The organism is Hydrogenophaga sp. SL48 (genome assembly GCF_021729865.1).
Taxonomy (GTDB): Bacteria; Pseudomonadota; Gammaproteobacteria; order Burkholderiales; family Burkholderiaceae_C; genus Hydrogenophaga.
Window position 1 is genome coordinate 5146555 of sequence record NZ_CP063400.1, and the last position, 25927, is coordinate 5172481.

Annotated in this window: 24 protein-coding genes and 1 tRNA gene; 18 read left to right on the forward strand and 7 right to left on the reverse strand. The window is 68.3% G+C overall.

Annotated elements, in window-relative coordinates; all coding sequences use genetic code 11:
- Positions 1-17 precede the first annotated feature (17 nt).
- From IM738_RS24535 to IM738_RS24560, 6 genes are all read left to right on the forward strand, one after another.
- Complete coding sequence (locus IM738_RS24535) at positions 18-662, forward strand: DUF4390 domain-containing protein (RefSeq protein WP_236963618.1); 645 nt, start codon at positions 18-20, stop codon at positions 660-662.
- Entirely contained in the window at positions 652-2946 is a 2295-nt protein-coding gene (locus IM738_RS24540) for an ATP-binding protein (protein WP_442908468.1), read from the forward strand. The genes IM738_RS24535 and IM738_RS24540 overlap by 11 nt, the downstream gene beginning before the upstream one ends.
- Positions 2947-2976: 30 nt before the next feature.
- Positions 2977-3672, forward strand: a complete 696-nt coding sequence (locus IM738_RS24545; RefSeq protein ID WP_236963619.1) for a response regulator — start codon at positions 2977-2979, stop codon at positions 3670-3672.
- Positions 3673-3726: 54 nt separating this feature from the next.
- A tRNA-Phe gene (locus tag IM738_RS24550) sits at positions 3727-3802 on the forward strand.
- A gap of 53 nt (positions 3803-3855) precedes the next feature.
- Positions 3856-4281, forward strand: a complete 426-nt coding sequence (locus tag IM738_RS24555) for a YkgJ family cysteine cluster protein (RefSeq protein ID WP_236963620.1) — start codon at positions 3856-3858, stop codon at positions 4279-4281.
- The gene (locus tag IM738_RS24560) at positions 4271-4669 is read left to right on the forward strand and encodes a hypothetical protein (RefSeq protein ID WP_236963621.1); all 399 of its coding nucleotides are present in this window, start codon (positions 4271-4273) and stop codon (positions 4667-4669) included. The genes IM738_RS24555 and IM738_RS24560 overlap by 11 nt, the downstream gene beginning before the upstream one ends.
- Positions 4670-4711: 42 nt before the next feature.
- Here the strand turns inward: IM738_RS24560 and IM738_RS24565 are convergent, their stop codons facing one another.
- The 3 genes from IM738_RS24565 to IM738_RS24575 are packed head-to-tail and all read right to left on the reverse strand — an operon-like array spanning position 4712 to position 8654.
- A complete protein-coding gene (locus IM738_RS24565) occupies positions 4712-5194 on the reverse strand; it encodes a hypothetical protein (RefSeq protein WP_236963622.1) in 483 nt (160 codons plus the stop codon).
- Positions 5195-5199: 5 nt separating this feature from the next.
- Entirely contained in the window at positions 5200-7272 is a 2073-nt protein-coding gene (locus IM738_RS24570; protein ID WP_236963623.1) for an ATP-dependent helicase, read from the reverse strand.
- Between the two features lie 41 nt (positions 7273-7313).
- Positions 7314-8654 (reverse strand): fused MFS/spermidine synthase, encoded by a 1341-nt coding sequence (locus IM738_RS24575; protein ID WP_236963624.1) that lies wholly within the window; start codon positions 8652-8654, stop codon positions 7314-7316.
- Between the two features lie 118 nt (positions 8655-8772).
- On the opposite strand from IM738_RS24575, the gene IM738_RS24580 reads away from it, so the two are divergent.
- The 7 genes from IM738_RS24580 to IM738_RS24610 all read left to right on the forward strand — a co-directional run bounded on the left by IM738_RS24580 (position 8773) and on the right by IM738_RS24610 (position 15255).
- A complete protein-coding gene (locus tag IM738_RS24580) occupies positions 8773-9735 on the forward strand; it encodes an AEC family transporter (protein ID WP_236963625.1) in 963 nt (320 codons plus the stop codon).
- A 419-nt stretch (positions 9736-10154) separates the two neighbouring features.
- Positions 10155-12350 carry a catalase/peroxidase HPI gene (gene katG / locus IM738_RS24585; RefSeq protein ID WP_236963626.1) on the forward strand — a complete coding sequence of 732 codons (2196 nt, stop codon included), beginning with the start codon at positions 10155-10157 and terminating at the stop codon, positions 12348-12350.
- Positions 12351-12561: 211 nt separating this feature from the next.
- Positions 12562-12801, forward strand: coding sequence for a hypothetical protein (locus tag IM738_RS24590; protein WP_236963627.1), 240 nt, complete (start codon positions 12562-12564; stop codon positions 12799-12801).
- Complete coding sequence (locus IM738_RS24595; protein WP_236963628.1) at positions 12801-13319, forward strand: TA system VapC family ribonuclease toxin; 519 nt, start codon at positions 12801-12803, stop codon at positions 13317-13319. Before IM738_RS24590 ends, IM738_RS24595 begins: the two co-directional genes overlap by 1 nt.
- Before the next feature lie 31 nt (positions 13320-13350).
- Positions 13351-13911, forward strand: coding sequence for a histidine phosphatase family protein (locus IM738_RS24600; protein ID WP_236963629.1), 561 nt, complete (start codon positions 13351-13353; stop codon positions 13909-13911).
- A gap of 433 nt (positions 13912-14344) precedes the next feature.
- Positions 14345-14845 carry a GAF domain-containing protein gene (locus tag IM738_RS24605; protein ID WP_236963630.1) on the forward strand — a complete coding sequence of 167 codons (501 nt, stop codon included), beginning with the start codon at positions 14345-14347 and terminating at the stop codon, positions 14843-14845.
- The gene (locus IM738_RS24610; RefSeq protein WP_236963631.1) at positions 14842-15255 is read left to right on the forward strand and encodes a hypothetical protein; all 414 of its coding nucleotides are present in this window, start codon (positions 14842-14844) and stop codon (positions 15253-15255) included. Before IM738_RS24605 ends, IM738_RS24610 begins: the two co-directional genes overlap by 4 nt.
- 171 nt (positions 15256-15426) lie before the next feature.
- Here IM738_RS24610 and priA read toward each other — a convergent pair whose 3' ends face one another.
- Together priA and hemE are read right to left on the reverse strand one after the other, a co-directional pair.
- Complete coding sequence (gene priA / locus IM738_RS24615; protein ID WP_236963632.1) at positions 15427-17589, reverse strand: replication restart helicase PriA; 2163 nt, start codon at positions 17587-17589, stop codon at positions 15427-15429.
- 388 nt (positions 17590-17977) lie between these two features.
- Positions 17978-19075 (reverse strand): uroporphyrinogen decarboxylase, encoded by a 1098-nt coding sequence (gene hemE, locus IM738_RS24620; protein ID WP_236963633.1) that lies wholly within the window; start codon positions 19073-19075, stop codon positions 17978-17980.
- Between the two features lie 297 nt (positions 19076-19372).
- On the opposite strand from hemE, the gene IM738_RS24625 reads away from it, so the two are divergent.
- From IM738_RS24625 to IM738_RS24640, 4 genes are read left to right on the forward strand one after another with little or no spacing between them, the layout of a single operon-like run.
- Positions 19373-19855 carry a DUF1772 domain-containing protein gene (locus IM738_RS24625; protein WP_236963634.1) on the forward strand — a complete coding sequence of 161 codons (483 nt, stop codon included), beginning with the start codon at positions 19373-19375 and terminating at the stop codon, positions 19853-19855.
- Positions 19856-19908: 53 nt separating this feature from the next.
- Positions 19909-20370 (forward strand): hypothetical protein, encoded by a 462-nt coding sequence (locus tag IM738_RS24630; protein WP_236963635.1) that lies wholly within the window; start codon positions 19909-19911, stop codon positions 20368-20370.
- Between the two features lie 24 nt (positions 20371-20394).
- Complete coding sequence (locus IM738_RS24635; RefSeq protein WP_236963636.1) at positions 20395-20871, forward strand: CYTH domain-containing protein; 477 nt, start codon at positions 20395-20397, stop codon at positions 20869-20871.
- A gap of 13 nt (positions 20872-20884) precedes the next feature.
- On the forward strand, positions 20885-21412 hold the full coding sequence (locus tag IM738_RS24640) for a DUF4256 domain-containing protein (protein ID WP_236963637.1): 528 nt from the start codon (positions 20885-20887) through the stop codon (positions 21410-21412).
- A 98-nt stretch (positions 21413-21510) separates the two neighbouring features.
- On the opposite strand, the gene IM738_RS24645 is transcribed toward IM738_RS24640, so the two are convergent.
- Both IM738_RS24645 and IM738_RS24650 read right to left on the reverse strand, forming a co-directional pair.
- On the reverse strand, positions 21511-22137 hold the full coding sequence (locus IM738_RS24645) for a thioredoxin family protein (protein ID WP_442908469.1): 627 nt from the start codon (positions 22135-22137) through the stop codon (positions 21511-21513).
- 150 nt (positions 22138-22287) lie between these two features.
- Entirely contained in the window at positions 22288-24495 is a 2208-nt protein-coding gene (locus tag IM738_RS24650) for a protein-disulfide reductase DsbD family protein (RefSeq protein ID WP_442908470.1), read from the reverse strand.
- A 183-nt stretch (positions 24496-24678) separates the two neighbouring features.
- Here IM738_RS24650 and IM738_RS24655 point away from each other — a divergent pair, with 183 nt between their 5' ends.
- Positions 24679-25926, forward strand: a complete 1248-nt coding sequence (locus IM738_RS24655; RefSeq protein WP_236963638.1) for an SAM-dependent methyltransferase — start codon at positions 24679-24681, stop codon at positions 25924-25926.
- The last annotated feature ends 1 nt before the right edge of the window (position 25927 follow it).

Consider the following 25927-nt stretch of genomic DNA (forward strand, 5'->3'; position numbering starts at 1 on the left):
CGCAGCCCACAGCCGCTGTGAAGCCGCTGTGGCGCTGGCTGCTGGCAGCCGTTTGTGCCCTGCTGCTGTTGCTGCAGGCTCTGCCAGCGCAGGCGCGTGGGCCCGAGGTGCTGCAGAGCAGCCTTCAGCGCAGCGCCGACGGCCTTCAACTCTCGGTGCGCCTGGCACTGGCGCCCTCGCCGGCCGTGGAGGACGCCTTGCTCAAAGGCGTCCCCATCTATTTCGCCTGGCAGACCGAGGTGGTGCGCGAGCGCTGGTACTGGACCGACAAGCGCATCAGCGCCGCCGCGCGCACCCTCAGGCTGGCTTACCAGCCGCTCACCCGTCGCTGGCGCGTGAGCCTGTCCACCGACGGTGGCGCCATTGGCACGGGATTGCAATACGCGCTGCACCAGAACTTCGACTCGCTGCCCGACGCGCTGGCGGGCATCAGCCGTGTGGTCAACTGGCAGATTGCCGAGCCCGGCCGGCTGGAGGAGGGTGTTCGCTACCAGGCGCAGTGGCGCTTCCGGCTCGACCTCTCTCTGCTGCCGCGACCGTTCCAGATCGGCATGGTGAACCAGCCCGACTGGGTGATCGAGGTCCAGCGCAACCTGGACGTGCCCGCGAACAACGAGGCCGACCCCCGCCCTGAATCTGCTGCCGCGCCCGATGCGCGCTGATGCCGTTCATCGCGTGCCACAGCCGCCCCACCACGTGAGCACCGACAGCGCCCGCCTCGACCACAAGGCGGCCCGCCGCAAGCGCTGGGCTCTGGTGGCCGCCCTGGTGTTCATGACCGGGCTGGGCATGGTGCTCCTGTTCCTGCTCACGCTGGCCACCCGCAACCGCGCCTTCTACGAGCAGAATTTCGCCTGGCTGGCGGCGGTGAACGTGGCGGTCGCAGTGCTGCTGTTCCTCGTCATCGTCTGGCTTGCCATGCGGCTGATCATGCGGTTGAGGCGCGGCAAGTTTGGCAGTCAGCTGCTGCTCAAGCTGGCGGCCATCATCGGGCTGGTCGGTGTGTTGCCGGGGGTGCTGATCTATGCGGTGTCCTACCAGTTCGTGGCCAGGTCCATCGAGAGCTGGTTCGACGTGCGCGTCGAGTCGGCGCTGGCCGCCGGCCTCAACCTGGGTCGCACCACGCTCGACACCCTGAGCGCCGACCTCAGCGGCAAAACCCGCATGGCCGCCGAAGAGCTGGCCCGGCTGCCTTCAACGTCAGCCTTGTTGGCCATGGAGCGCCTGCGCAGGCAGCTCGGCGCCAGCGACATGGTGCTCTGGAGCAGCTCGGGACAGGCCTTGGCCACCGCGGGTGCCTCGCGTTTCGATTTCACGCCCAACCGCCCCGCGACGGCCGTGCTGCGCAGCGTGCGCGCCAACCGGGTGGTGACGCAGATCGAAGGGCTGGAAGAGGGCAGCGACGGCGCCGAGCAGGCGGAGCTGGCGGTGGGGCAGGCACGCATCAAGGTGCTGGCCCTGGTGCGCGCGCCCGGGTTTGGCCTGGAAGACGAGTCGCGCTACCTGCAGGTCGCCGTGCCGCTGCCCGCCGCCCTGGTCACCGACGCGCTGGCGGTGCAGGTCGCCAACCGCGAGTACCAGGAGCGGGCGCTCGGGCGCGAAGGCCTGCGCCGCATGTACATCGGCACGCTCACACTCTCGCTGTTCCTCTCGGTGTTCGGCGCGGTGCTGCTGGCTGTGTTGCTGGGCAACCAGATGGTGCGTCCGCTGCTGGTGCTGGCCGAAGGCATGCGCGAGGTGGCGCAAGGTGATCTCTCGCCCAAGGCCGCGCTGACCTCGCGCGACGAGCTCGCCGGGCTCACACGCACCTTTGCTCACATGACGCAAGACCTGGCCGATGCCCGCAACGCGGTGCAGCTCAGCATGCAACAGGTGGACGCGGCGCGCAGCAACCTGCAGACCATCCTGGACAACCTCACCGCGGGCGTGGCCGTGCTCGACGAACAGGGGCGGCTGCGCAGCGTCAACCCCGGCGCGGCGCGCATCCTGCGCACACCGCTGGTCCTGCACATGGGCCAGTCGCTGGCCGAGGTGCCGGGGCTGGAGGCCTTTGGTGCCAGCGTGCTGGCGCAGTTTGACCGTTTCCTGTCGGAGGACACGCCGCACGAGGGGGGGCATTGGCAACAGTCCTTTGAGCTGGGGCCCCATGGCCGAACGCCCCTGGACGAAGGTGTCACGCTGATCGCGCGCGGTGCGCTGCTGCCCAACAACGAGCGCCTGCTGGTGTTCGACGATGTGTCCGAGATGGTTTCGGCCCAGCGCGCGCAGGCCTGGGGCGAGGTGGCGCGGCGCCTGGCGCACGAAATCAAGAACCCTTTGACGCCCATCCAGCTCTCGGCCGAGCGCCTGGCCATGAAGCTCGAAGGCAAGGTCCAGCCTGCCGAACAGGCGATCCTCAACAAGTCTGTGCGCACCATCGTGGACCAGGTCGACGCGATGAAGCGGCTGGTCAATGAATTCCGAGACTACGCGCGCCTGCCCGCCGCCCATCTGGTGGCGACCGATCTCAACGCCTTGGTGCGCGACATCCTCGTGCTCTACGACCACGCCGTGGTGCCGGTGCGCTGCGAGCTTGATGAGCACATCCCACCGGTGATGGCCGATCCGCAGCAGATGCGCCAGATCCTGCACAACCTGGTGCAGAACGCGCAGGACGCCATGGCCGGACAACCCGACGCCTTCGTGCTGCTGCGCACCCGCCACACCGAGGGTGGTCAGTGGGTGCGTCTGGCGGTGATCGACCAGGGTCCGGGGTTTGCCGAGCACATCCTCAAGCGCGCCTTCGAGCCCTACGTCACCACGAAAACCAAGGGCACCGGGCTCGGTCTCGCGGTCGTCAAGAAGATGATGGAAGAGCACGGTGGCCGCGTGGACATCAGCAACCGCTTGATCGACCACAAGATTGTGGGTGCCCAAGTGTCGTTATCATTCGCAGTTGCGATTTGACAACATTGACAGAGGGAAGCATTCCGCGCCATGGCAACTATTCTGGTGGTAGACGACGAACTGGGGATACGCGACCTGCTGTCCGAGATCCTCAACGACGAGGGTCACACGGTCGAGCTGGCTGAAAACGCGGCTCAGGCGCGCGCGCTGCGCACCCAGTTCCGGCCCGACCTCGTGCTGCTCGACATCTGGATGCCCGACACCGACGGTGTGAGCCTGCTCAAGGAGTGGGCCAGCACCGGCCTGCTGACCATGCCGGTGATCATGATGAGCGGCCACGCCACCATCGACACCGCCGTGGAAGCCACGCGCATCGGTGCCACCGCGTTCCTCGAAAAACCCATCACGCTGCAGAAGCTGCTCAAGGCGGTGGACGTGGGCCTGAACAAAACAGCGGTCAAGCCCCTCGCGCCCTCACTGCAGAAGAACCCCGCGGCCATGATCGCCCCGGCCGACCTGACCGTCGAAGCCGCGATGACCGGCGGCACACTGCCCGACATGGTGCTCGACATCGGTCCTCAGTCGCTGCAGTCGTTCAACCTCGAAGGCCCACTGCGCGAAGCGCGCGACGAGTTCGAGAAAGCCTATTTCGAATACCACCTGGCCAAGGAGTCTGGCTCCATGACCCGTGTGGCCGAAAAGACCGGTCTGGAGCGCACCCACCTCTACCGAAAGCTCAAACAGTTGGGCGTGGACCTCGCCCGCAGCAAACGCAATGCGCTTTGAGCACGGGCAGGGCCAGAAACGGTCCAAGAAGCTGCTACAATTCCGCTTCTGTTTGGCCCGGTAGCTCAGTTGGTAGAGCAGCGGATTGAAAATCCGCGTGTCGATGGTTCGATTCCGTCCCAGGCCACCAAACACAAAAAAACGCCCAGCACCCGCTGGGCGTTTTGCTTTGCGGGCCCCTCTTTGAAATCCTCGATCCACACCGTCGAAGTTGACCGTCCCGACACCTGGACGCGCCACCGCGCCGGTCTGTGCGACAGCTGTGTGGCCAACTGCTGCACCATGCCGGTCGAGGTGCGCCTGCCCGAGCTGGTGCGCCTGGGCCTGGTGGACCCGTTCGAGGTCGAGCACGAGGCGCCCAAGCAGATCGCCAAGCGACTGGACAAAGCCGGGCTGATCGACCATTTCAACTTCAAGCACAGCGTCTTCACGCTGGCCCGCCGCGCCAGCGGGGACTGCCAGTTTCTGGACGCGAAGACGCGGCGCTGCACGGTCTATGAACAGCGGCCGGACACCTGCCGCAAACACCCGCACGTGGGGCCCAAGCCGGGCTACTGTCCGTATGGCGCCAAGCGGATCGTGAGGATCGTGCCCGCCCATGAGCGCTGACGCCTTGCCGCCGCTGTCGGCCGCCGAACTGGCCGCGCTCGCGCATGCCGAGCGGCCCGGCCGCTGCGCCACCTGCGCGCCGCTGGTGTGTCCCGGCTGGGAGTCGGTGCATTCGGCTTTCGACACCTCGGTGTTGCATCGGGTGGGCACATTGCGGCGCGAAGATGTCGATGAGCCCACGGTCATGGAGCACCACCCGCGAGGCACACACGGCTGGTCGATCGACGCGCCGATCGCGCCCGCCTTTTTTCCCTACAACCGCTGCGATGTGTGGACCTGCAAGGCCTGCGCCCGGCCCTTCCTGCGCTACACCGAGTACGGCGGTTATTACGAAGACGATCGCATCCGCCAGGTCAACGCGGCGCTGATCGACGACGCTCAGCCCTGACGCGCAGCCGACCCATGGGCCGACGGGCTGCGGGGCCCTTGGTCACCGGCTCGTTGGCGTTTTGATCAGGCGGAAGTTCCAGTCGGGATCACCGCCGGACCGCCCTTCGGCCGCGCGGCGGGTGCCGCGGATGTCGAGCCGGCAGTCGGTGGGGGAGAGGTCCCCGGTCCACACCGCGCTCATGGCGACGCCGTCGTCGGACTCGTCGAGGTTGAACCCGCCGTCGGTCACGTCGCCCGACACCTCTGCCTTTACCTCGTCGGTCCGCGTGCTGCGTTGCAGCTGGCCGCGCACGCTGCCCGGGTATTCGGGGTGGGCTTCGAGCAGCATGGCTCCGCGCGAGATGGCGTCGATCTCGTTGCCGCCGATGGGCCACAGGCTGAATTGCCACAGTCCGTACAAATCGGCCGGCTTCACATCCCGCAAGGGAGGGCAAGGCTCAAGCGGCCTACCCTCCACCTGTGCCTGAGCGGGCGTGCTCAGCGCCAGCCAGGCGCTGGCGATGCCCACGGCGAGTGTTCGCATGGGCTTCACGGTGTCTCGGCCGCCTTGATGGCGGCCTGTTCGGTGGCGCGTTGCGCGAACTCGGCGCGCAGCGCACGCAGCTTTTCGCGCGGGTCTTCTTTCACGGTGTTCTGGTCCAGCGCCATTTCCTTGATGAAGCGGCTCGCCATGCCGGGCACACTTTCGCGGCCTTTCTTGCGGCGCTTGAGCCAGCTCACGGCCAGCGTGCGCTGCGCGCGCGTGATGCCCACGTACATCAGGCGGCGCTCTTCCTGCAGGCGCTGCGCCAGGCTCTCGGCGCTGGCGTCGCGGTTGCTTTCTTCGTCCATCTTGAACGGCAGCAGGCCTTCGTTCACGCCCACCAGCATCACGTGCGGCCACTCAAGCCCCTTGGAGGCGTGCAAGGTGGAGAGCGTCACCACGTTCTGGTCCTTCTCGCGCTCGCTCAGGGTGGAGAGCAGGGCGATGGTCTGCACCACTTCGAGCAGCGTCTTGCGTTCCGTTTCGGTCTGCACGCCGGCTTCGTCTTCGATCTGGCCGCCGCAGCGTCCGGCCACCCAGTCGCAGAACTCCACCACGTTGGTCCAGCGCGCCGCGGCCACCTTCTCGTTGTCTTCGCTGTCGTACAGGTGCTTTTCGTAGGCGATGTCTTTGAGCCACTCGGTGAGGAAGGCGCGCGCGGCTTCGTGGCCCACCGTGTGTTTGGCGCGGTATTCGAGGTCGTTCACCGCGCGGCCAAACTCGTGCAGCGTCGCCACGGCGCGCGCGGGCAGCGTGGCGCCCAGCGAGTGGGAGAACAGGGCCTCGAACAGGCTCAGTTTGTATTGCGTGGCGAAGTTGCCCAGCGCCTGCAGCGTGGTGTGGCCGATGCCGCGTTTGGGCGTGGTCGCTGAGCGCAAGAACGCCGGGTCGTCGTCGTTGTTCACCAGCAGGCGCAGCCAGGCGCAGAGGTCGCGGATCTCGGCCTTGTCGAAGAAGCTCTGACCGCCCGAGACCTTGTAGGGAATCTGGGCGCGGCGCAGCGACTGCTCGAACGAGCGCGCCATGTGGTTGGCGCGGTAGAGGATGGCGAAGTCGCGAAACTCCTTGTGCGGCGAGGTGGTGCGCAGGCTCTGGATGCGCGCCACCGCGCGCTCGGCCTCGTGCTCCTCGTTGTCGGCATCGACCACGCGCACCGGCTCGCCTTCGCCGAGGTCGCTCCACAGCGTCTTGGGGAACAGCTTGGGGTTGGGGCCGATCACGTTGTTGGCCGCGCGCAGGATGGCGCTGGTGGAGCGGTAGTTCTGCTCCAGCTTGATGACCTTGAGCTCGGGAAAGTCCTGCGGCAGGCGCTTGAGGTTGTCCAGTGTGGCGCCACGCCAGCCGTAGATGGACTGGTCGTCGTCGCCCACGGCGGTGAAGCGCGCGCGTTCGCCCACCAGCAGCTTCAACAGCTCGTACTGGGTGGCGTTGGTGTCCTGGTACTCGTCCACCAGCACATGGCCCATCTTCTTCTGCCAGCGCTCGCGCACGTCCAGGTGCTCGGTGAGCAGCTTGAGCGGCAGGCTGATCAGGTCGTCGAAATCGACGCTCTGGTAGGCGGTGAGGCGCTCCTCGTAGCGCGCCATGATGGTCGCGGTGATCCGTTCGTTGTCGTCCTTTGCTGCGGCAAGCGCCTGGCCTGAATTCAGGCCCGCGCTCTTCAGGGCGCTGATCGCCCACTGCCAGCCGCGCGCGATGTTGGCGTCGGTAGTGCCGCCGCAGTCCTTGAGCATGCTGGTGATGTCGTCGGTGTCGAGGATGCTGAAGTTCTTCTTCAGGCCCAGCACCTCGCCGTCCTCGCGCAGCAGCTTCACGCCCAGCGCGTGGAAGGTGCAGATCAGCACCTTCTTCGCGTCACGCCCCACCAGGTGTTTGGCGCGCTCGCGCATTTCGGCGGCGGCCTTGTTGGTGAAGGTGATGGCGGCGATGCGGTCGGCCGCGAGGCCGGCGGTGATGAGGCGACCGATCTTGTGCGTGATCACGCGCGTCTTGCCCGAGCCCGCGCCCGCCAGCACCAGACAGGGGCCGCCCACGTGGTTCACGGCTTCGAGTTGGGCGAGGTTGAGACCGGCGGACATGGGTGGGACGGGTGGGAGCGGCGAATGATACGGGAGCGGGCTCAGCGCAGGCGCACGCCGAACTTCTCCAGATCGGCCTGGTTGTGTTCGTCGGTGTAGATGCCGGGCGCTGAGGGCTGGCTGCTGGCGTGGCAGGTGGCGATCACGTTGGCGAACGCTTGCCCCTTTTGCAGCACGGCGGTGTCGCAGCGCCCGTACACGCTCTCCAGGGTCTCCAGCACGTGGCGGGCGTAGGGCGTGGCCAGCTTGCTGTCCAGAATCAGGTTGGCCATCAGCACGCCCTGGGGATGCAGGGCGCGGCGGGACGCAATCCAGAACTCGCGGGTGACGAGGTGGCTGGGGATGGACGCCCGATCGCTGTAGACATCGACCACCACGGCGTCGAACCGCCGCTCGGTGCCCGCGACAAAACGCCGCGCGTCCTCGGCGATGAATCCGCCGTTGGCCGGGGCCTTGAGAAAGTGCTGTTCGGCGATGGCCCGGATCGCGGGGTCGATGTCCACATAGGTGTAGCGGTTCAGCGGCTCGCCTTGCGACAGGGTGAAGCCGCCCGCGCCGAGCACCAGGATGTCTTTGTCCTTGAAGCCCAGGTCGTCCAGCAGCGCCTGGCGCAGGTGCTGGATGTAGCGGTGGGTTTTCGGCGGCTGGCTGTCGTCCGTCTGGGACGAGTGGGAGCGGTTGACCATGAACAAGCGGGGGTTGACCTGGTCGGGCAGGGCCAGCGTCCTGACCTGGTAGTCGGCGTAGGCGGTGTCGGCCGCCGCCACGGGACCGAGGTTGGCGGCCACCACGATGCCCGCGCCCAGCAGGGGCGCGAGCGCATGGTGCCAGCGCCGGTGCTCCAGCATCAGCGCGCCGGCGAGCAGGCCCATGGCGCAGGCGACCACCGCCGTGGAGACGCCGAACCACTGCATCACGAACACCGAGAGAGAGACCGAGCCGAGAAAGGAGCCGAGGGTGGACCAGTACAGCGCCATGCCGCTGGCCTGGCCCACGTGGCTGTGCTTCATGAGGTTGCTCAGCACGGGCACCGTCTGCCCCAGCAGCCAGGCGATGGGGCACAGCACCACGGCCATGAACACCAGGTAGGCCAGCACGCCCGGCTGAATGTGGGTGAAGATGGCCTGGACCGTGGGGCCGGCCAGGCCGACGCCGGCGATCAGGCCCGCCAGCAGGAAGTTGCGGGCGACGCGCCGCAGGTGGCCGTCCACCACCTTGCCACCGGTGGCGTAACCCACGGCCAGCGCAAACAGAAAGAAGCCGATGGTCGGCGCGGTGACGATGATGGAGCTGCCCACGTGGGGCACGAGGCGGCGCAGCGCGATGATCTCGGCGCCCAGGGAACAGAAGCCCTCGATGAAGACGATCAGGTAAATCAGCATGGGGTGTGACAGCAAACGGTTGGGCGGCACGGCGTGGATGGGAGAGATCGCCGTTGTGGTGCGTTTGAGTGTGCCTGAGTTGACGGGGCGCGATCCCGGGGCCTGAGACAATCGCCCGGTGCTGAACATCCTGCTCGTCACCTTCCCCTTCTTCGCGCTGGTGCTCGCGGGCTACGTGGCCGCGCGCCGGCGCATGCTGCCGCTGGAGGCGATCCCGGGGCTCAACGGCTTTGTGCTGTATTTCGCGCTGCCCTGCATGCTCTACCGCTTCGGCTCGACCACGCCGATCGCGCAGCTGCTGGATGTGTCGGTCGCCGGGGTCTACCTGCTCTGCGGGCTGGTGATGGTGGCCTTTGCCATCGTCTGGACCATGAACCGCCGCATCCGCTGGAACGACGCCTCGCTGGGCGCGCTGGTGGCGGCGTTTCCGAACTCCGGTTTCATGGGCGTGCCGTTGCTGGTGGCGCTGCTGGGGTCGGCCGCCGCCGGGCCGGCGATCCTGACGATGCTGGTGGACATGGTGATCACGAGCTCGCTGTGCGTGGCGCTCTCGCGGCTGGACGAGGGCGAGGGCCACGGTCGTGAGGCCATGATCGACGCGGGCAAGAAGGCGCTCAAGGGCGCGGCGGCCAACCCCATGCCCTGGGCCATCCTGCTCGGCGCGGTGGCTTCGTATGTGCAGTTCCGCCTGCCCGGCCCGGTGGAAAAGACCGCCTGGCTGCTCGCCGACGCGGCCTCGCCGGTCGCGCTGTTCACCATCGGCGCGGTGCTGGCGCGCTCGCAGATCCAGTCCAGCCACCCCATGCCCGTGAACGACTATGTGCCGGTGGCGCTGATGAAGCTGCTGCTGCACCCGCTGCTGGTGCTGGCCGTGGGGCTGGCGGCGCGGGAGATGGGCGTGCCGCTGGACCCGTTCGCGCTCACCGTCATCGTGCTGGTCGCGGCCCTGCCCAGCGCCAGCAATGTCTCGCTGCTGGCCGAGCGACTGGGCGCCGACAATGGGCGCATCGCCCGCATCATCCTGGTGACCACGGTGGCGGCCTTTTTCACTTTCTCGGGCGCGGTCACCCTGCTGACCTGAGCCCGGCTCAGCACGACGCTGGGCTGGACCGTCCAATGGGCACCCCGGCGCCAGCCCGCCGCGCCACGAGCGTTTCAAAAGCCGTTCATCGACTTTTTTTCGCCCCGGGCGGGTCCTTGTCATTCAAGTCAGGCCCGCATGGGCGCATCCTTGCGCCTGGAGCCGGCCTTGCCTCCAGCCACGTCTGGCACCGCTCTGCTGCACCGCCGCATTGGAGGTTGCTATTGCATTGATTGGATCAATTGAATCGACGCTTCGATAGGAAACTTCTAAAGTACCAGTTCCCACCCACCAGGAGCCTTGTCATGAAGCCGACCGAATCCCGCTGCACCGTTTGCATGGACTGGCTGCATGTGCTGGCCGCCATGGCCGCTGCGCACTGACGCGCAGGTCACCCCCAACCCCACAGGAGAACCACCATGAGCAACCCCAACACCGAAGCCCAGTGCCCCTTCCACGCCGCTGCCGGCGCGCGCACCACACACGGTGCGCAGTCCAACGCCGACTGGTGGCCCAACCAGCTGAACCTGGCCATCCTGCACCAGCACACGCCGGCTTCGAACCCGATGGACCCTGGCTTTGACTACGCCGAAGCCTTCAAGACGCTGGACTTCCCCGCGTTGAAACAAGACCTGGTCGCACTGATGACCGACAGCCAGGACTGGTGGCCGGCCGACTGGGGCCACTACGGTGGCCTGTTCATCCGCATGGCCTGGCACAGCGCCGGCACCTACCGCACGGCCGACGGCCGCGGCGGCGCCGGCACCGGCAACCAGCGCTTCGCCCCGCTCAACAGCTGGCCCGACAACGGCAACCTCGACAAGGCGCGCCGCCTGCTCTGGCCCATCAAGCAGAAGTACGGCAACGCCATTTCCTGGGCCGACCTGTACGTGCTGGCCGGCAACGTGGCCATGGAGTCCATGGGGTTCAAGACCTTTGGCTTTGGTGGCGGCCGCGTGGACATCTGGGCGCCCGAAGAAGACATCTACTGGGGTGCCGAAAAAGAGTGGCTGGCCACCAGCGACAAGGCCAACAGCCGCTACGCCGGCGACCGCGACCTGGAGAACCCGCTGGCTGCCGTGCAGATGGGCCTGATCTACGTGAACCCCGAAGGCCCGGACGGCAAGCCCGACCCGGTGGCCAGCGGCCGCGACGTGCGCGAAACCTTCGCCCGCATGGCCATGAACGACTACGAGACCGTGGCCCTGGTGGCCGGCGGCCACACCTTCGGCAAGGCGCATGGCGCGGGCGACCCGGCGCTCGTGGGCCCCGCCCCCGAGGCCGCGCCGATCGAAGCAATGGGCTTCGGCTGGATCAACCAGCTCGGCAGTGGCAAGGGTGTGCACACCACCACCAGCGGCATCGAAGGCGCCTGGAAACCCAACCCGACCACCTGGGACATGGGTTACTTCAAGGTGCTGTTCAAGTACGAGTGGGAGCTGGTGAAGAGCCCGTCGGGCGCGCACCAGTGGCGCGCCAAGGACGTTGCACCCGAGGACATGATTCCCGACGCGCACGACCCGTCGAAGCAACACGCGCCGATGATGACCACGGCCGACCTGTCGCTGAAGTTCGACCCGGCCTACGAAAAGATCTCGCGCCATTTCGCCGCCAACCCCGACGAGTTCGCCGACGCCTACGCCCGCGCCTGGTTCAAGCTGACCCACCGCGACATGGGGCCCAAGCGCCTGTACCTCGGCCCTGAAGTGCCGGCCGAAGACCTGATCTGGCAAGACCCGGTGCCGGCCGTGAATCACCCGCTGGTCGATGCGAAAGACATCGCGGCGCTCAAGGCGCAGGTGCTGGCCTCCGGCCTGTCGGTGAGCGAGCTGGTGTCCACCGCCTGGGCCTCGGCATCGACCTACCGGGGTTCCGACAAACGCGGTGGCGCCAACGGGGCACGGGTCCGCCTGGCCCCGCAGAAAGACTGGGACGCGAACCAGCCCGCGCAGCTCGCCAAGGTGCTGGCCGTGCTCGAAGGCATCCAGGCCACGTTCAACAGCGCACAGGCCGGTGGCAAGCAGGTGTCCATGGCCGACCTGATCGTGCTGGCGGGTGCCGCCGCGGTGGAAGCCGCCGCCAGGGCCGCGGGCCAGGCCGTCGAGGTGCCCTTCACCCCGGGCCGCAGCGATGCCACCCAGGAACAGACCGACGTGGAGTCGTTCAGCGTGATGGAGCCCGAGGGCGATGGCTTCCGCAACTACCGCAAGGCGGCCTACAGCGTGGCGCCCGAAGAGATGCTGCTCGACAAGGCGCAGCTGCTCACCCTGAGCGCGCCCGAAATGACGGTGCTGGTCGGTGGCCTGCGCGTGCTCGGCGCCAACACGGGCGGCTCGAAGCACGGCGTGTTCACGCAGCGCCCGGGCCAGCTGACCAACGACTTCTTCGTCAACCTGGTGGACATGTCCACCGCGTGGAAGCCGACCGGCGACAACGCCTACGAGGGCCGCGACCGCCAGTCCGGCGCCGTGAAGTGGACCGCGACCCGCGTGGACCTGGCCTTGGGTTCCAACTCGCAGCTGCGCGCCATTGCCGAGGTGTACGCGCAGAACGACGGCAGCCAGAAATTCGTCAAGGACTTCGTGGCCGCCTGGACCAAGGTGATGAACCTGTAATCCCCCCGCGCCGCGCCCAAGGGCGCGTCACCCCCGAGGGGCGATGCGAGTGGCCCGGCAGAGCCGGTTCCACCGCATCCTAGGCGGAGGGCATTTCGCGCCGGACGTTTCACCTCTGCCCCAGCCTCCCTGGACGGACTCCCTGCCCCCGCAGCTTCGGCTCCGGGGGCTTTTTTTTGCCTGTACTGCGCAAATACACTAATATGCTTTTATGCGAACCACCTTCGATCTGCCCGACAAGCTCATGCGCCACCTCAAGGCCCGCGCGGCATTGGAAGGGCGCAGCCTGCGCGATCTGGTGCTGGAACTGGTGGAGCGGGGGCTGAAAGCGCCGGCCGTGCCGGCCGCGTTGGCCCCGGTGGGGTTGCCCACCGTGCGGCTGGGGCGCCCGCTGGCCTTGCCCACGCAGGCGCTGAACCACGCCGACCTCAGCGCGCTGGCGGACGAGTGATGGTCACCCGCCTGCGCGCCGCCGAGCCGCTGCCGGCCTGGGGCGATGCCTTCGGCGGTGACTTGCTGGACCTCAATGTCTGGCTGGCCCTGGTCGTTGCCGAGCACCCGCACCACGCCGCCGCGCGCCGCTACTGGGATCAGCAACAGGTCACGCCCGCGCTCGGGCCGCGCGTCTGGTTTTGCCGCTCCACCATGCTCGGCCTCGTGCGCCTGCTCACGCAGCCCAAGCTGATGGGCGAGGGAGCGCTCGGCCTGGCCGACGCGCACGCGATCTACCAGCAACTGCGCCAGACCGAGGGCGTGGGCTTTGCCGGAGACGCTGAAAGTGCCGACACGCTGCTGGCCCGCTGGCTGAGCGACGGCCAGGCGCCCATGCCCGCGCGTCTCTGGACCGACGCCTGGTTGGCCGCCAGTGCCGAAGCCGCTGGCTTGCGGCTGGTGAGCTTCGACGCTGATTTCGCCCGTTTCCCCCTGACCCGCCGCTTGCACCTGGATGCCGTTGGTGCAGCGGAGTGAGCGTCCTGAACCCAATCCAGCACACCACCGCATGGCCCTGACCCTCCTGATGGCCCGCCACGGCCAGACCGACCTCAACATCGACGAACGCTGGCAAGGCCGGCTCGACATGCCGCTCAACGCCACCGGCGTTGCCCAGGCGGAGCAGCTTGCGCTGTCGCTGCCGGGCGGCATCGATGCCCTGGTGGTCTCGCCCATGCTGCGCGCGCGCCAGACCGCCGAGCCGGTGACCCGCGCGCTGGGCCTGGTGCCGAGGCTGGATGCCGATTTCCGCGAACGCGATTTCGGCATCTTCGAGGGCATCACCGCCGACGACGCGGTGCGGCAGTACCCCGAGCTCGCCGCGCGCAACGTGGCCTACCGCTGGGACGAAGCGCCACCCGGCGCCGAGCTCACGCGCGCGGTGGTGGACCGGGTCGAGCGCGGGCTGCAACTGCTGCGCGCGATGCACGACGGCCAGACCGTGTTGCTGGTGTCGCACGGCTTCGTGGTGCGCTGTCTGCGTTACCTGATCGACGGCTTGAGCGATGCGGCCTTTTTTGAAGCCGAGCGCATCCCGAACGGCGCCTTCCTGACGCGACAGCTGCCCTGAGCCCCAAGGTCCGGCGTCCTGCAGCAGCTTGGCCAGCACCGCCGGTACTTTCTTCGGCGCCACGTTGCGCAGCGGCCTGTTGACGTTGAAGCGGCCGAACATGGTGACCCTTGGTCTTGCCGATCGCGTCGCGCTTGGCCGCCGGCGTGCCCAGGATGTTGACCACCAGCGTGTCGCCGTCCCACGCACGGGCATGTTCATCCTCACGCGCAGCGCGGCTGAGCCCGGCTCTTCGGCCTCGTCACCGGGCGCTGGTGTCAGGGCTTGTTTTTGGGTTTGCGTGCCATGGCGTTTCCTTGTAAGGGGCGTCTCCAGGGGGGACTGTGCTGTTTTTCTCGGGCATCACAGCTTGCTTGCAAGTTGTCCGGATTCGGGCTCACGTTTGGCGTTGGCGTGCCGATGAGTGGTGTGTACAGACCACCCGGAAACCCCCATGCTCTTTGCTCCCTTGCCCCGAAACGAGGCCAAGCGCCTGGAGGCGCTTCGCTCGCTGTTGATTCTGGACACCGCACCCGAAGAGTGCTTCGACCGCATCTCGGCCTTCGCCGCGAAGGAGTTCGACGTGCCGATCGCGCTCGTGTCTCTGGTTGATCGGGACCGGCAATGGTCCAAGTCCCACTTCGGCCTTGAGGTTTGCGAGACGCCGCGAGACGTCTCCTTCTGCGGCCATGCCATCACCAAGTCGGAAACGCTGGTGGTACCCGACGCGTTGAAGGACCCACGCTTTGCCGACAACCCGATGGTGACTGGCCATCCCTTCGTCCGCTTCTATGCAGGCGCAGGATTGCGCCTGCCCTACGGCCAGGTGGTCGGCACACTGTGCATCATGGACCGGCGACCGCGTGAGTTCGACCGGCTTGATGTGGCCATTCTGGGCGGTTTGCGCGACATGGTGGTGGAGGAGCTGTTCCGTCGCGAGGAGGCTGCAGCATGACCACTCAGCGAGGTGCCTTTGTTCACAAGGTGCTGCTGATCGAACCCGACGGCCTGGTGCGTGGCACGGTGGCGTCGGTGTGCCGCGAGATGCAGATTGCGCGCGTGCGCCAGACGATCAGCGTCGCGTCGGCCGAACAATGGCTCAAGACCGGAGCGCCGCAGGCCGTGCTGATGTCGCTGGTCGAAGGCGATGCCGCGCTGGATTTCCTGACCCGGCTGCGGGCCGGCGCGTTCCGCTGCGAGGCGGACATGCCGGTGGTGGCGATGGCGCGTATGGTCGACGCGGCGCTGGTGGCCCGGCTCAAGGAGCTCGATGTGCGCCGATTGCTGCTGCAGCCGTTCAGGTTGCACGACGTGATCCACACGCTGGAGCAGCTCTGGCCTGCGAGGGAAGCACTTCCGGCGTGAACAGCCCCTAAGGCAACGCTGAAAAGTCCTTCGTGGCGCGGGCATCCCGCTCTCGGGCGGTCTGCGGCGTTGCAAAGCCTCGCCGGGCCGCCCGGCCCGTCTGCGTTTTGCGCTTTGCAGCCCTTCCCGACAGCAGGCGCCCGTATCCACGGGGACTTATTCAGCGTCGCCCTAAATCGACAGCGGGTCCACGTCCACCGCCCAGCGCACCAGGCCCTTGGCCTCGGGCGCGCTGCGACAGCCGTGCAGCACCGGCTGCCAGGCCGCCAGAAAACGCTGCAGCGCGCTGCGCGAGGCGCTCTCCACCAGCATCTGCGCGCGCTCGATGTTGGCCACGCGCTGGATCGTCAGTGGCACGGCGGGGTAGAGCGTGATGTCGTCGCGGTGGGGCAGGCCGGCAGCCTGCTCGGCGGCGATGGTGAGGAAGGCCTGCGCGGCGGGCTGGGTGCGAGCGTCGGCGCGCAGCAGCGCCTGCGCGCCGTAGGGCGGCATGCCCGCGGCCTCGCGGTCGGCCAGCTGCCCGGCGGCGAAGCCGGGGTAATCGTGCTTCTTCAGGGCGGCAAACAGCGGGTGCGTCGGGTGCCAGGTCTGCACCCACATCTCGCTGGCCGCGCTCTGCGCCGCGTCGCGCCCCGCGCGCCCGGCCGCCTGCATCAGCAGCGCGAACAGGCGCTCGGGCGCGCGGTAGTCGCTGGCGAACAGGGCCGAGTCGGCGTTGAGGCCGGCCACCAGCGTGATGCGACGGAAGTCGTGGCCCTTGGCGATCATCTGGGTGCCCACCAGCACATCGACCTCGCCGCTGTGCAGCGCGGCGAGCTGCTGTTCCAGGCTGCCCTTGGTGCGGGTCGTGTCCGCGTCCATGCGCGCCACCCGCGCCGGGCCGCCGTCGGGGCGCTTCACGTCCAGCATCAGGCTGGTGAGCTGTTCTTCGATCTGCTCGGTGCCGCGACCGACCGGCGCGATGTCCAGGTTGCCGCAGTCCGGGCAGGCGCGCGGCACGCGCGAGGTGAAGCCGCAGTGGTGGCAGCGCAGGGTGCGGTCCAGCTTGTGGAACACGCGAAAGGCGCTGCAGTTCGGGCACTCGCTTTTCCAGGCGCAGGCGTCGCACGAGAGCACCGGCGCGTACCCCCGCCGGTTGAGCAGGACCAGGCACTGCTCGCCGCGCGCGATGCGCTCCTGCATCGCGGCCAGCAGCGGCGGCGAGACCGGTGTGCCTTTGGGCTGGTGGTTCATGTCGACCAGCCGCAGGCGCGGCAGCGCGCCACCGCCGATGCGCCCCGGCATCGCCAGCCGCAGGTAGCGGCCCTGGTCCGCCGCGTGCCAGGTTTCCAGGGACGGCGTGGCCGAACCGAGCAGCACCTGGCAGCGGGGTGTCGCCCCCTCTCCCGCTGGCGGGAGGGGGCCGGGGTGAGGGACATTGGCCAACGCCTCCGTCTCCACCTTCGCCCGGTACACCGCCAGGTCCCGCGCCGAATAGCGCGCACCTTCCTGGCTCTTGTAGCTCGGGTCGTGCTCTTCATCCACCACGATCAGCCGCAGCCCCGGCAGGCTGGCGAACACGGCCATGCGGGTGCCCAGCACGATGCGCGCCACGCCCGTGTGCGCCGCCAGCCAGCTGGAGAGGCGCTGCGCCGGCGTCATGCCGCTGTGCAGGCAGACCACCGAGCCGGTGCCGAACGCGGGCTCGAAACGTTCCCGGAACCGCGCCTCCAGCTGCGGTGTGAGGTTGATCTCGGGCACCATCACCAGCACCTGGGTGAGCGCCTCGCCCTCGGGCACCGCGGTCTGCAACACGTCCTGGGTGGCGCGCAGGTAGACCTCGGTCTTGCCGCTGCCGGTGGCGCCGTACAGCAGCACCGGGGCGCTCGCGCCCTCCAGCGCCGCCAGGGCCTCGGCCTGCTCGGCGCTCAGATCGTGGCCGCTCAACGCCTCGGGGGCGGTGGGTTCGGCGGTCAACAGCTTGGCGCGCTTCTTCAGGCGGCGCGCGAGCTGGGCGTGGTCCAGCTCGCGCAGCTGCGGCGGCAGGGCGGCCAGCGCCACCTCACCCAGGCTGCGCTGGTAGTACTGGGCGGCAAATTTCACCAGCTGGCGCCAGCGCTCGTTGAGCGGTGGCAGGCCGTCGAGCACGCCGGCCACGGCCTTCGTCTGGGTCTCGGCCAGCCCCTCGGGCGGAACGCTCGGGCAGTCCCAGACCACGCCCAGCACCTCGCGCGCGCCCAGCGGCACACGCACCAGCGTGCCCGGCGTGAGCGACAACTCACTCCGGTAACTCAGGATGCCGCCCACGCCGCTGTGGGCGGGGGTGGCGATCACGACGCCGGGCCAGTAGGGCATGTTTAGCGGCTCTTCTTCAGTCGAACTGTCGGAAAGTGATGTAAGTCATTGATTTGACATGGCTTCCACAGCTGTCCAAGCTTTCTGTGGATAACTTTGTTGATAGGTGCTTTTTCCGCGCCCGGAAGCCTTGTAAATCAAGGCCTTTCTTAAATTGCCCAGAAAAAAAGCAGAAATCAAAACCCAATGAAATCAACAGCTTAGATCGCCACCCCATCGGGTGGGGCGGCACTGATGGGGTGAAACCTGCATGTCGCACCGCAGCACGAAATTTGTGCATAAGTAAGGCATGTCAAGCGTTCTTTTTTTGAGTTTCTGTGCTAAAGGCCGGGCCGGGGGCGCTCAGGCATGCGTTCCGGGCATGCAAAGCGCCGGTGCGCAGGGTGGCTCAGGCCTGGGCCCGGATGCGCTTGGAGTGCGTGTGAACCGCGTCCACCAGCACCTTCACGCTCTCCGGCGGGGTGTACTGGCTGATGCCGTGACCCAGGTTGAAGATGTGCGTGGGGCCGGTGCCAGCACCCTGGTGCGGCGTGCCAAAACTCTCCAGCACCGCCGCCACTTCGCGGTCAATCGCCTCGGGCGGCGCGAACAGCACGTTCGGGTCGATGTTGCCCTGCAGGGCTTTGCTGTCGCCCACTGCGGCGCGTGCCTTGGCCAGATTCACCGTCCAGTCCAGGCCCAGCGCCTCGCAGTCCAGGCCCTTCATGTCGTCCAGCCACAGGCCGCCGCCCTTGGTGAAGACGATGCGCGGAATCACCGCGCCCGTGGCGTCGGTGCGCTTGAGCTGCGCCAGCACGCGCTTCGTGTACGCCAGCGAAAACTCCTGGAACTTGCCATCGGCCAGCACACCGCCCCAGCTGTCAAAAATCATCACCGCCTGCGCGCCGGCGTCGATCTGGGCGTTCAGGTACACGGCCACCGAGTCCGCGTTGATCGCGAGGATGCGGTGCATCAGGTCCGGGCGGCTGTACATCAGCGATTTCACGGCACGGTAGTCGTCCGAGCCGCCGCCCTCCACCATGTAGCAGGCCAGCGTCCAGGGGCTGCCCGAAAAGCCGATCAGCGGCACGCGCCCGTTCAGCGCCTGGCGGATGCTGGTCACCGCGTCGAACACATAACGCAGCTTGTCCATGTCCGGCACGGCCAGCGTGGCCACGTCGGCCTCGGTGCGCACCGTCTTCGCGAACTTCGGGCCTTCGCCCTGCTGGAAGGTGAGGCCCAGGCCCATCGCGTCCGGCACGGTCAGGATGTCGCTGAACAGGATGGCCGCGTCCAGCGCGTAGCGCTCCAGCGGCTGCAGCGTCACCTCGGTGGCGCAATCCACGTTGGTCGCCAGACCCATGAACGACCCCGCCTTGGCGCGCGTGGCGCAGTACTCCGGCAGGTAGCGACCGGCCTGGCGCATCAGCCACACGGGCGTGTGTGCGGTGGACTGGCGCAGGCAGGCGCGCAGGAAGGTGTCGTTCTGCAGGGGGGCGAAGCTCATGGGGGTATCCGGTTGCGGTGATCTGACGGGAAGCGGCGATTATCCCGTGTGGGGTGGGGCCTCACTTTGAGCGAGCGCAGACGGGTCTGCTGGCGGCGAGCAGACTTTGCCAAGTCAATGGCCTCGGGTGTAGCATGACCGGCGACCTTTTTGTCTGGATGAAGACGGATCCCCGCCCACGAGACCTGAGCGTCCATCGCGCACGAACAAGCCGGGGAATCCATTCCATCCGTTCACCCGCTGCCGCTGCGCGGCACGACTTGAGTCGGGCGTCAGATCTCATGTTCAAGGACCGCCATGCTGGCCACCACCCTTCGATTCGCGGGTCTCTTCCTCACGGCATTGCTCGTGGGCACCATGTTCGGCATCTGGCTCGGGTTCAATCCCGCGGCGCTGTCGGCGGGCGCCTATGTCGAGATGCAGCAGAACACCATCTGTGCGCTGAACGTGGTGCTGCCTGCCCTCGGCCTGGCCTGCATCGTTCTGACGGCGGCCCTGGCCGTGGTGACCCGACGGGACGGACGCGCCCGCTCGCTGCTCGTCGTGGCGGCGCTCTGCCTGGTGGCCGCGGGCCTCATCACCCGCTTCGCGAACCAGCCCATCAATGCGCTCGTCATGACCTGGAGCGCCCAGGCCCCCGCGAGCAACTGGGCGGAACTGCGCGACACGTGGTGGCAGTGGCACAGCTTGCGCACCGCCCTGGCGGTGGGGGGCTTTGCGCTGGCACTGTTTGCCGCGGTCGGTCAGCGCACGGAACCCTCCCACACCCGGGCAGCCTGAAGCTCGGCAGGGCCTTCCGCCGAGTCCGGCGTTGTCTGCATCCGGTCAACCGCATGAAAACCACGCGCGCAGGGCGCTTTGAGCTTTTCGCCCTGGGGGTGGCTGAAGCCGCCGCGTTGCTCCTTCTTGCTGGCTGGCCCGGGAAGCTGTCGACGCTTCTGTGGGCCGTCTGCCTGCCGCTCACGGCCTGGCTGTATGCCCGCTGGCGGTCGCGCGAACATGTCTGCGCGATCGTCGGCGCTGCCTGCGGGTTGGCCGCGTATCCTGTGAGCCATGGCTTGTTCTCGTTGCTGGTCCTGCCGTTCCCGCTTCAGCTTCTGGGGGCGCTGGGGGTCGTGGCCGAGGCGCTTCACGGCTCACCTGCCTATCTCGTCGTCCGGTTCGCCGATCTTGAGCCGCAGGGAGACACCAGCCTTGCGGTGCTGCTCCTCGACTACCTGCTCAATGGGCTCGTGTGGGCGGCGATCTACGGACGGATCGGCCATCATCTCGATCAGGGACGACGCTCACGTTGAACCCGCCTGTTGATTGACCTTGCCATGCCCATCGAAATCGAACGCAAATTCCGGGTCACCGGCACCGCCTGGCGCACGGCCGATGGCCAGCGCATCTGCCAGGGTTACCTCAACCGCGACCAGCACCGCACGGTGCGGGTGCGCGTCGCCGGCGCTCAGGCGTTTCTCACCATCAAGGGTGTCACCACCGGCGCCACCCGGGCGGAGTTTGAATACGCCATTCCGCTGGCCGACGCCGAGGCGCTGCTCGCCCTGTGCGACGGGCCGCTGATCGACAAGGTGCGCCACCGGGTCGAGCACGGCGGCCTGCTCTGGGAGATCGACGAGTTCCTGGGGGACAACGCGGGCCTGGTGGTGGCCGAGGTGGAACTGGCGAGCGAGGGGCAGGCGATCACCCTGCCGCCCTGGGTGACCGAGGAGGTCACGACCGACAGCCGCTACTTCAATTCCAGTCTCGCGACCCATCCGTTCAACCGGTGGGGTCCCTCCAAAGACCGCTGAAAGGACCACGCCCATGGAACTGCTGGACACCCTGAAACACCGCTTCGAGAAGCACAGGCATCGGCACAAAGCGATCACGTGGGCGCAGGTGCTGGCCCGGCTGGAGGGCCGCCCCGGGGCGCTGGAGGTGTTGCGCGAGATGGAGGCCTCCGGCGGCGAGCCGGACGTGGTGGCGCTGGACGGTGAAACGAAGTCGCTCGTGTTCTGCGACTGTGCGGCCGAAACGCCGGCCGGCCGGCGCAGCCTTTGCTATGACGAGGCGGCGCTGGCGGCGCGCAAGGAAAACAAACCCCAGGGCAGCGCGGTCGGCATGGCCGAGGCCATGGGCGTGGCGTTGCTGACCGAGGCGCAATACCGCGCGCTGCAGGCGCTGGGCGAGTTCGACCTGAAGACCTCCAGCTGGGTGCTGACGCCGCCCGGGGTGCGCGCGCTCGGCGGCGCGCTGTTCTGCGACTGCCGCTACGGCCAGGTGTTCACGTACCACAACGGGGTGCAGTCGTACTACGCGTCAAGGGGTTTTCGCGGCGCGTTGCTGATCTGACCCCCCGCAGCGCTTCGCGCTACCCCCCAGGGGGCGGCACTGGCCGTCCGGCAAAGCCGGCCCGGCGGTGCCCTGGGCTGGATGAACCAGGCCCGGGGTCAGGTCTTGTATTTGATGCTGCAGCCGTAGGCCTGGCTGGTGGGGGTGCTGACCGGCTTGCCGGCGAGCAGTTCACCGAGGCCCTGGCGCACGAAGTTGGTGGCTTTGTCGATGTCGGCCACGCGAGCTGAAGGGATGCTGTCGATGCCGCCCGCGTAGGCGAGCAGGCCCTTGGCGTTGACGATGTACATGTGGGGCGTGACGCGGGCCGCGTACAGGGCGCCGACCTGGCCGTCTTCGTCCATGAGCGTGGCGCTGGGGCTGGCGCCTTTGTCGCGCATCCAGCGCGCGAGCTGGGGCGGTGTCTGGTAATCGCTGCTGGCGTCTTCGGTGGAGTTGATGGCGAGCCAGACCACGCCTTGGCCGGTGAACTCCTTCTGCAGGCCCTGCATGTTGCCTTCGTAGTGCTTGCGCACGAAGGGGCAGCCGGGGTTGTTCCACTCCAGCACCACCAGCTTGCCTTTGAACTGCGAGAGCTTCAAGGGCTTGCCCGCCGTGTCGTTGAGCGTGAAGTCGGGCGCGGGCTGGCCGACGCTGGCGGCGGCGTGGGCAGGGCGCGGTACCAAGAGGCTGGGCAGCACAAGGGCACCCGTGCTCATGGCCAAGAGATGGCGGCGGTGCAGCATGGTTTGGGCTCCGGTTGAACGAACGACAACATGAGACACAGGGAAGCCCTGTTGGTTCAAGGCCCCCGCGGAACCGCCCTTCGACAAGCTCAGGACGGGCCGCCAGGTGCGCCCCCCCTTGGGGGGTGACGCCGAAGGCGGCGCGGGGGGTTACAAGCCCTTTATCGCCGTGCGCACTTCGCCCACCGTCAGCACCTCGGTCAACACCCGGGGCGGCTGGCCGTTCTTGTGGATCGCGTACACCGGCACGCCGTTGCGCCCCAGGCTGGCCAGCGCCTGCGTCACCAACGGATCGCGGCGGGTCCAGTCGGCGCGCAGCAGGGCCACGTTTTTGGCGGCCATGTCGGCCAGCACCTCGGCGTCGGCCAGGGTGCTGCGCTTGTTGTACTGGCAGGTCACGCACCAGGCGGCGGTGAAATCCACGAACACCGGGCGGCCTTCGGCCAGCAGCGCGGCCTGGCGCTCGGGGCTCCAGGGCTGCCAGCTCACGCCCTGCACGGCGGTGGCCACTTCGGCGCCAGGGCTGGCGTCCTGCATCCGCGTGACGTTCGGTCCCACGGTCCAGCCCAGCCACAGCAGGCCCGCCAGAGAGAGCCCGGCGAGCACCGTGCGGCCCTTGCCGCGCAGGCCGAGCGCCCACACCAGCAGCGCCAGCACCACCAGCAGCATGAGCAGGGCGGCGGCGCCGTCGATGCCGCTCTGTTGTCCCAGCACCCAGAGCAGCCAGACCACGGTGGCGAACATGGGGAAGGCCATGAGCTGACGGAAGGTGACCATCCAGGCGCCAGGGCGCGGCAGCGCGCGCGCGATGGCCGGCCACCAGCTAGCGGCGAGGTACGGCAGCGCCATGCCCAGGCCGAGCACCCCGAATACCGCCAGCGCCTGGATCACGGGCAGGCCGATGGCCAGGCCCAGCGAGGCGCCCATGAAGGGCGCGGTGCAGGGTGAGGCGATGGCCGTGGCGAGCACGCCGGTCAGGAAGGCGTCGGCCGTGGGGCTCTTGGCCTGCAGGCTGGCGACGCTGCTGGGCAACACGCTGCCGAACTCGAACAGGCCGGCGAGGTTGAGACCGATGAGCGTGAACAGCACCGCCAGCGCGGCCACCACGCCCGGGCTCTGCAGCTGGAAGCCCCAGCCCAGCTGTTCGCCCGCCGCGCGCAGGCCGAGCAACAGGCCGCCTAGCGCGAGGAACGAGAGCACCACGCCCGCGGTGTAGGCCAGGCCGTTGGCGCGGTGCGCGGTCTTGTCGCCGGCGTGCCGGGCGAAGGCCAGCACCTTGATGGCCAGCACCGGGAACACGCAGGGCATGAGGTTGAGGATCAGGCCACCGATGAAGGCGCCGAGCAGGGCGGCCCAGAGCGACACCGGCACGCCGGGCGCCGAGGGGGGCGTGGCCGCGCGGGCGGCGTTGGCGTCGAGCGCGGCCTGCAGCGCGTCGGGCACGGCCGCCGGCAGCGGAGCGGCGGCGGGCCAGGTGCCTTGCACCGGGAGGTCCAGCCGCACGCCGGCCGTGCCCGCGCCCTCGCCGGGCGGGTTGGCCGGCGCGACCACGAGGGCGAGCTGGGCGGGGCTGTCGCTGCGCTGCGGCGAGAGCGGCACGCGGGCGGTCCAGCGCTCGCCGTCCCAGGCCTGCGTCCAGGGGCTGCCGGGTTCGATCAGGCCCGTGGTTTCGGGGAAAAACTCCAGCGCCTGGCCGCGCCAGGCGGCGGGCAGGCCAACGAGGGCGACCTTCAGAAAGCCGGGCTCGGGCTGCAGGGCGCTGCCGTCGGCGGTCTGGGGTCGGGGCGCGGCGGCGAGGGCGGCGTCGAACGCGGCGCCGTTCAGCGCGGTCGAACCCTGCACCGGGATGCGCAGGGTGTATTGGCCTTCTTCGGGGATGCACTCCTTGCGGCAGGCGAGCCAGGCGGCGGAGAGCTGGACGTCGAGGTGGGTGCCGGTGAACGAGGGGTCGATGGTCAGCGGCACCGGCAGCAGCACCGTGCCGTTGTAGCCGTAGTTGGCCAGGGTGCCGAGCGGGAACTTGCGCGGCGTGGGCCAGGCGATGGCGCCGGCCGTCACGCCCGGGGGCAGCGTCCATTGCAGCTCGGTGGGCAGGCCGGAATCGCCCGAGTTCTTCCAGTAGGTGTGCCAGTCGGGCGTGTGCGTGAGCTGCAGGCCGAGCCAGACCTTGCTGCCCGGCGTGGCACCCTGGGGCGCGTGAGCCAGCAACTCGCCGCGCACCATCTGCGGCGGCGCCGTCGGTGTGGTGTTGCCGCCCAGAATGCCCTGGGCCAGGGCGGTGAGCGGCAGCCACACGGCGAACAACAGGCCGGCCAGCAGGCGGCGGACAGTGGGAGACAAGGGCTGGGGCAACGGCATCAGAGGCAGACGGTGAGGGAGGGCGCGCAGCGGCGCTGCCAGGGTATGAGGGGCCGGGCTCGCCCAAGTTCCTGGGGCCGCACCGGGCGCCGCCTAAATATAAGGCAACGCTGAAAAAGTCGCGCGCGGGCCGCACTTTGACTACAAACGGGGTCGGAACGCATGGACATGGAGGTACACCCCATGGGATTCATCGTGGAGCGCGCCCTGCTGCCCTGGGCGCAACGGGTGAAGCAGCGGGCCAACCTGCCGGTGCGCCTGAGCTGGGGCGCGGGCGGTGGCTCGTCGCTGGCGCTGGGCGACTTTGAGCAGCCGAGCGTGGAGATCCGCGTGCGCGACCCGGCGGCCTGGCCGTTGCTGATCGACCCGCAGCTTGACACCCTGGGCCGGGCCTATGTGGAGGGGCTGGTCGATGTGGACGGCAGCGTGCCGGACATCCTGGCAGCGGCGCACGGCCTGGCCCAGCACGCCGAGCCCGCGGGCGGCCTGCTCGGACGCATCCGCCGCCGCCACGGCCACACGCGCGCGAGCGACAGCGAAGCCATCCAGTACCACTACGACGTGTCCAACCAGTTCTACGCCCGGTGGCTGGGCGAGGGCATGGTGTATTCCTGTGCCTACTTCGAGCACGGCGACGAAACGCTGGACGCCGCGCAGCAGAAAAAGATCGACCACATCCTGCGCAAGATCCGCCTGCAGCCGGGCCAGCGCCTGCTCGACATTGGCTGCGGCTGGGGAGCGCTGGTGCTGCGAGCGGCGCAACACTTTGGCGCGCGCTGCGTGGGGGTGACGCTCTCGCAGAACCAGTTTGATCTGGCGCGCGAGCGGGTGCAGGCGGCGGGCTTGCAAGATCGCATTGAGGTCCGCCTGCAGGACTACCGCGACGTGACGCTGCAGCGCGACGGCCCGTTCGACCGCATCACCAGCGTGGGCATGTTCGAGCACGTGGGGCTGGACCACCTGGCCGCCTACTTCAGCCACATCCGCAGCCTGCTCCAGCCCGACGGCTGGGCCATGAACCACGGCATCACCAGCACCGACCCCAACGACGGCGAAACCGCCCTGGGCGGCGGCAGCTTCATCCAGCACTACGTGTTCCCGCGCGGCGAGCTGCCGCACATCGGCACCGTGCTGCGCACCTTGCAGGAGGGCGGGCTCGAAGCGGTCGACGTGGAAAACCTGCGCCGCCACTACCAGCGCACCACGCAGCTCTGGAGCGAGGCGTTCGAGGCGAACACCGCGCAGATCAAGCCGCTGGTGGACGAACGCCGCTGGCGCATCTGGCGCATCTACCTCGCGGGCTGCGCCTGGGCCTTCGAGCACGACGAGGTGGCGCTCTACCAGGTGCTGTGCCGCCCCGCGGGGCAGTCATCGGCAGGACTGCCGTGGTCGCGGAGCTGGATGTATCAGGAGCCCCCAGGGCAACGCTGAC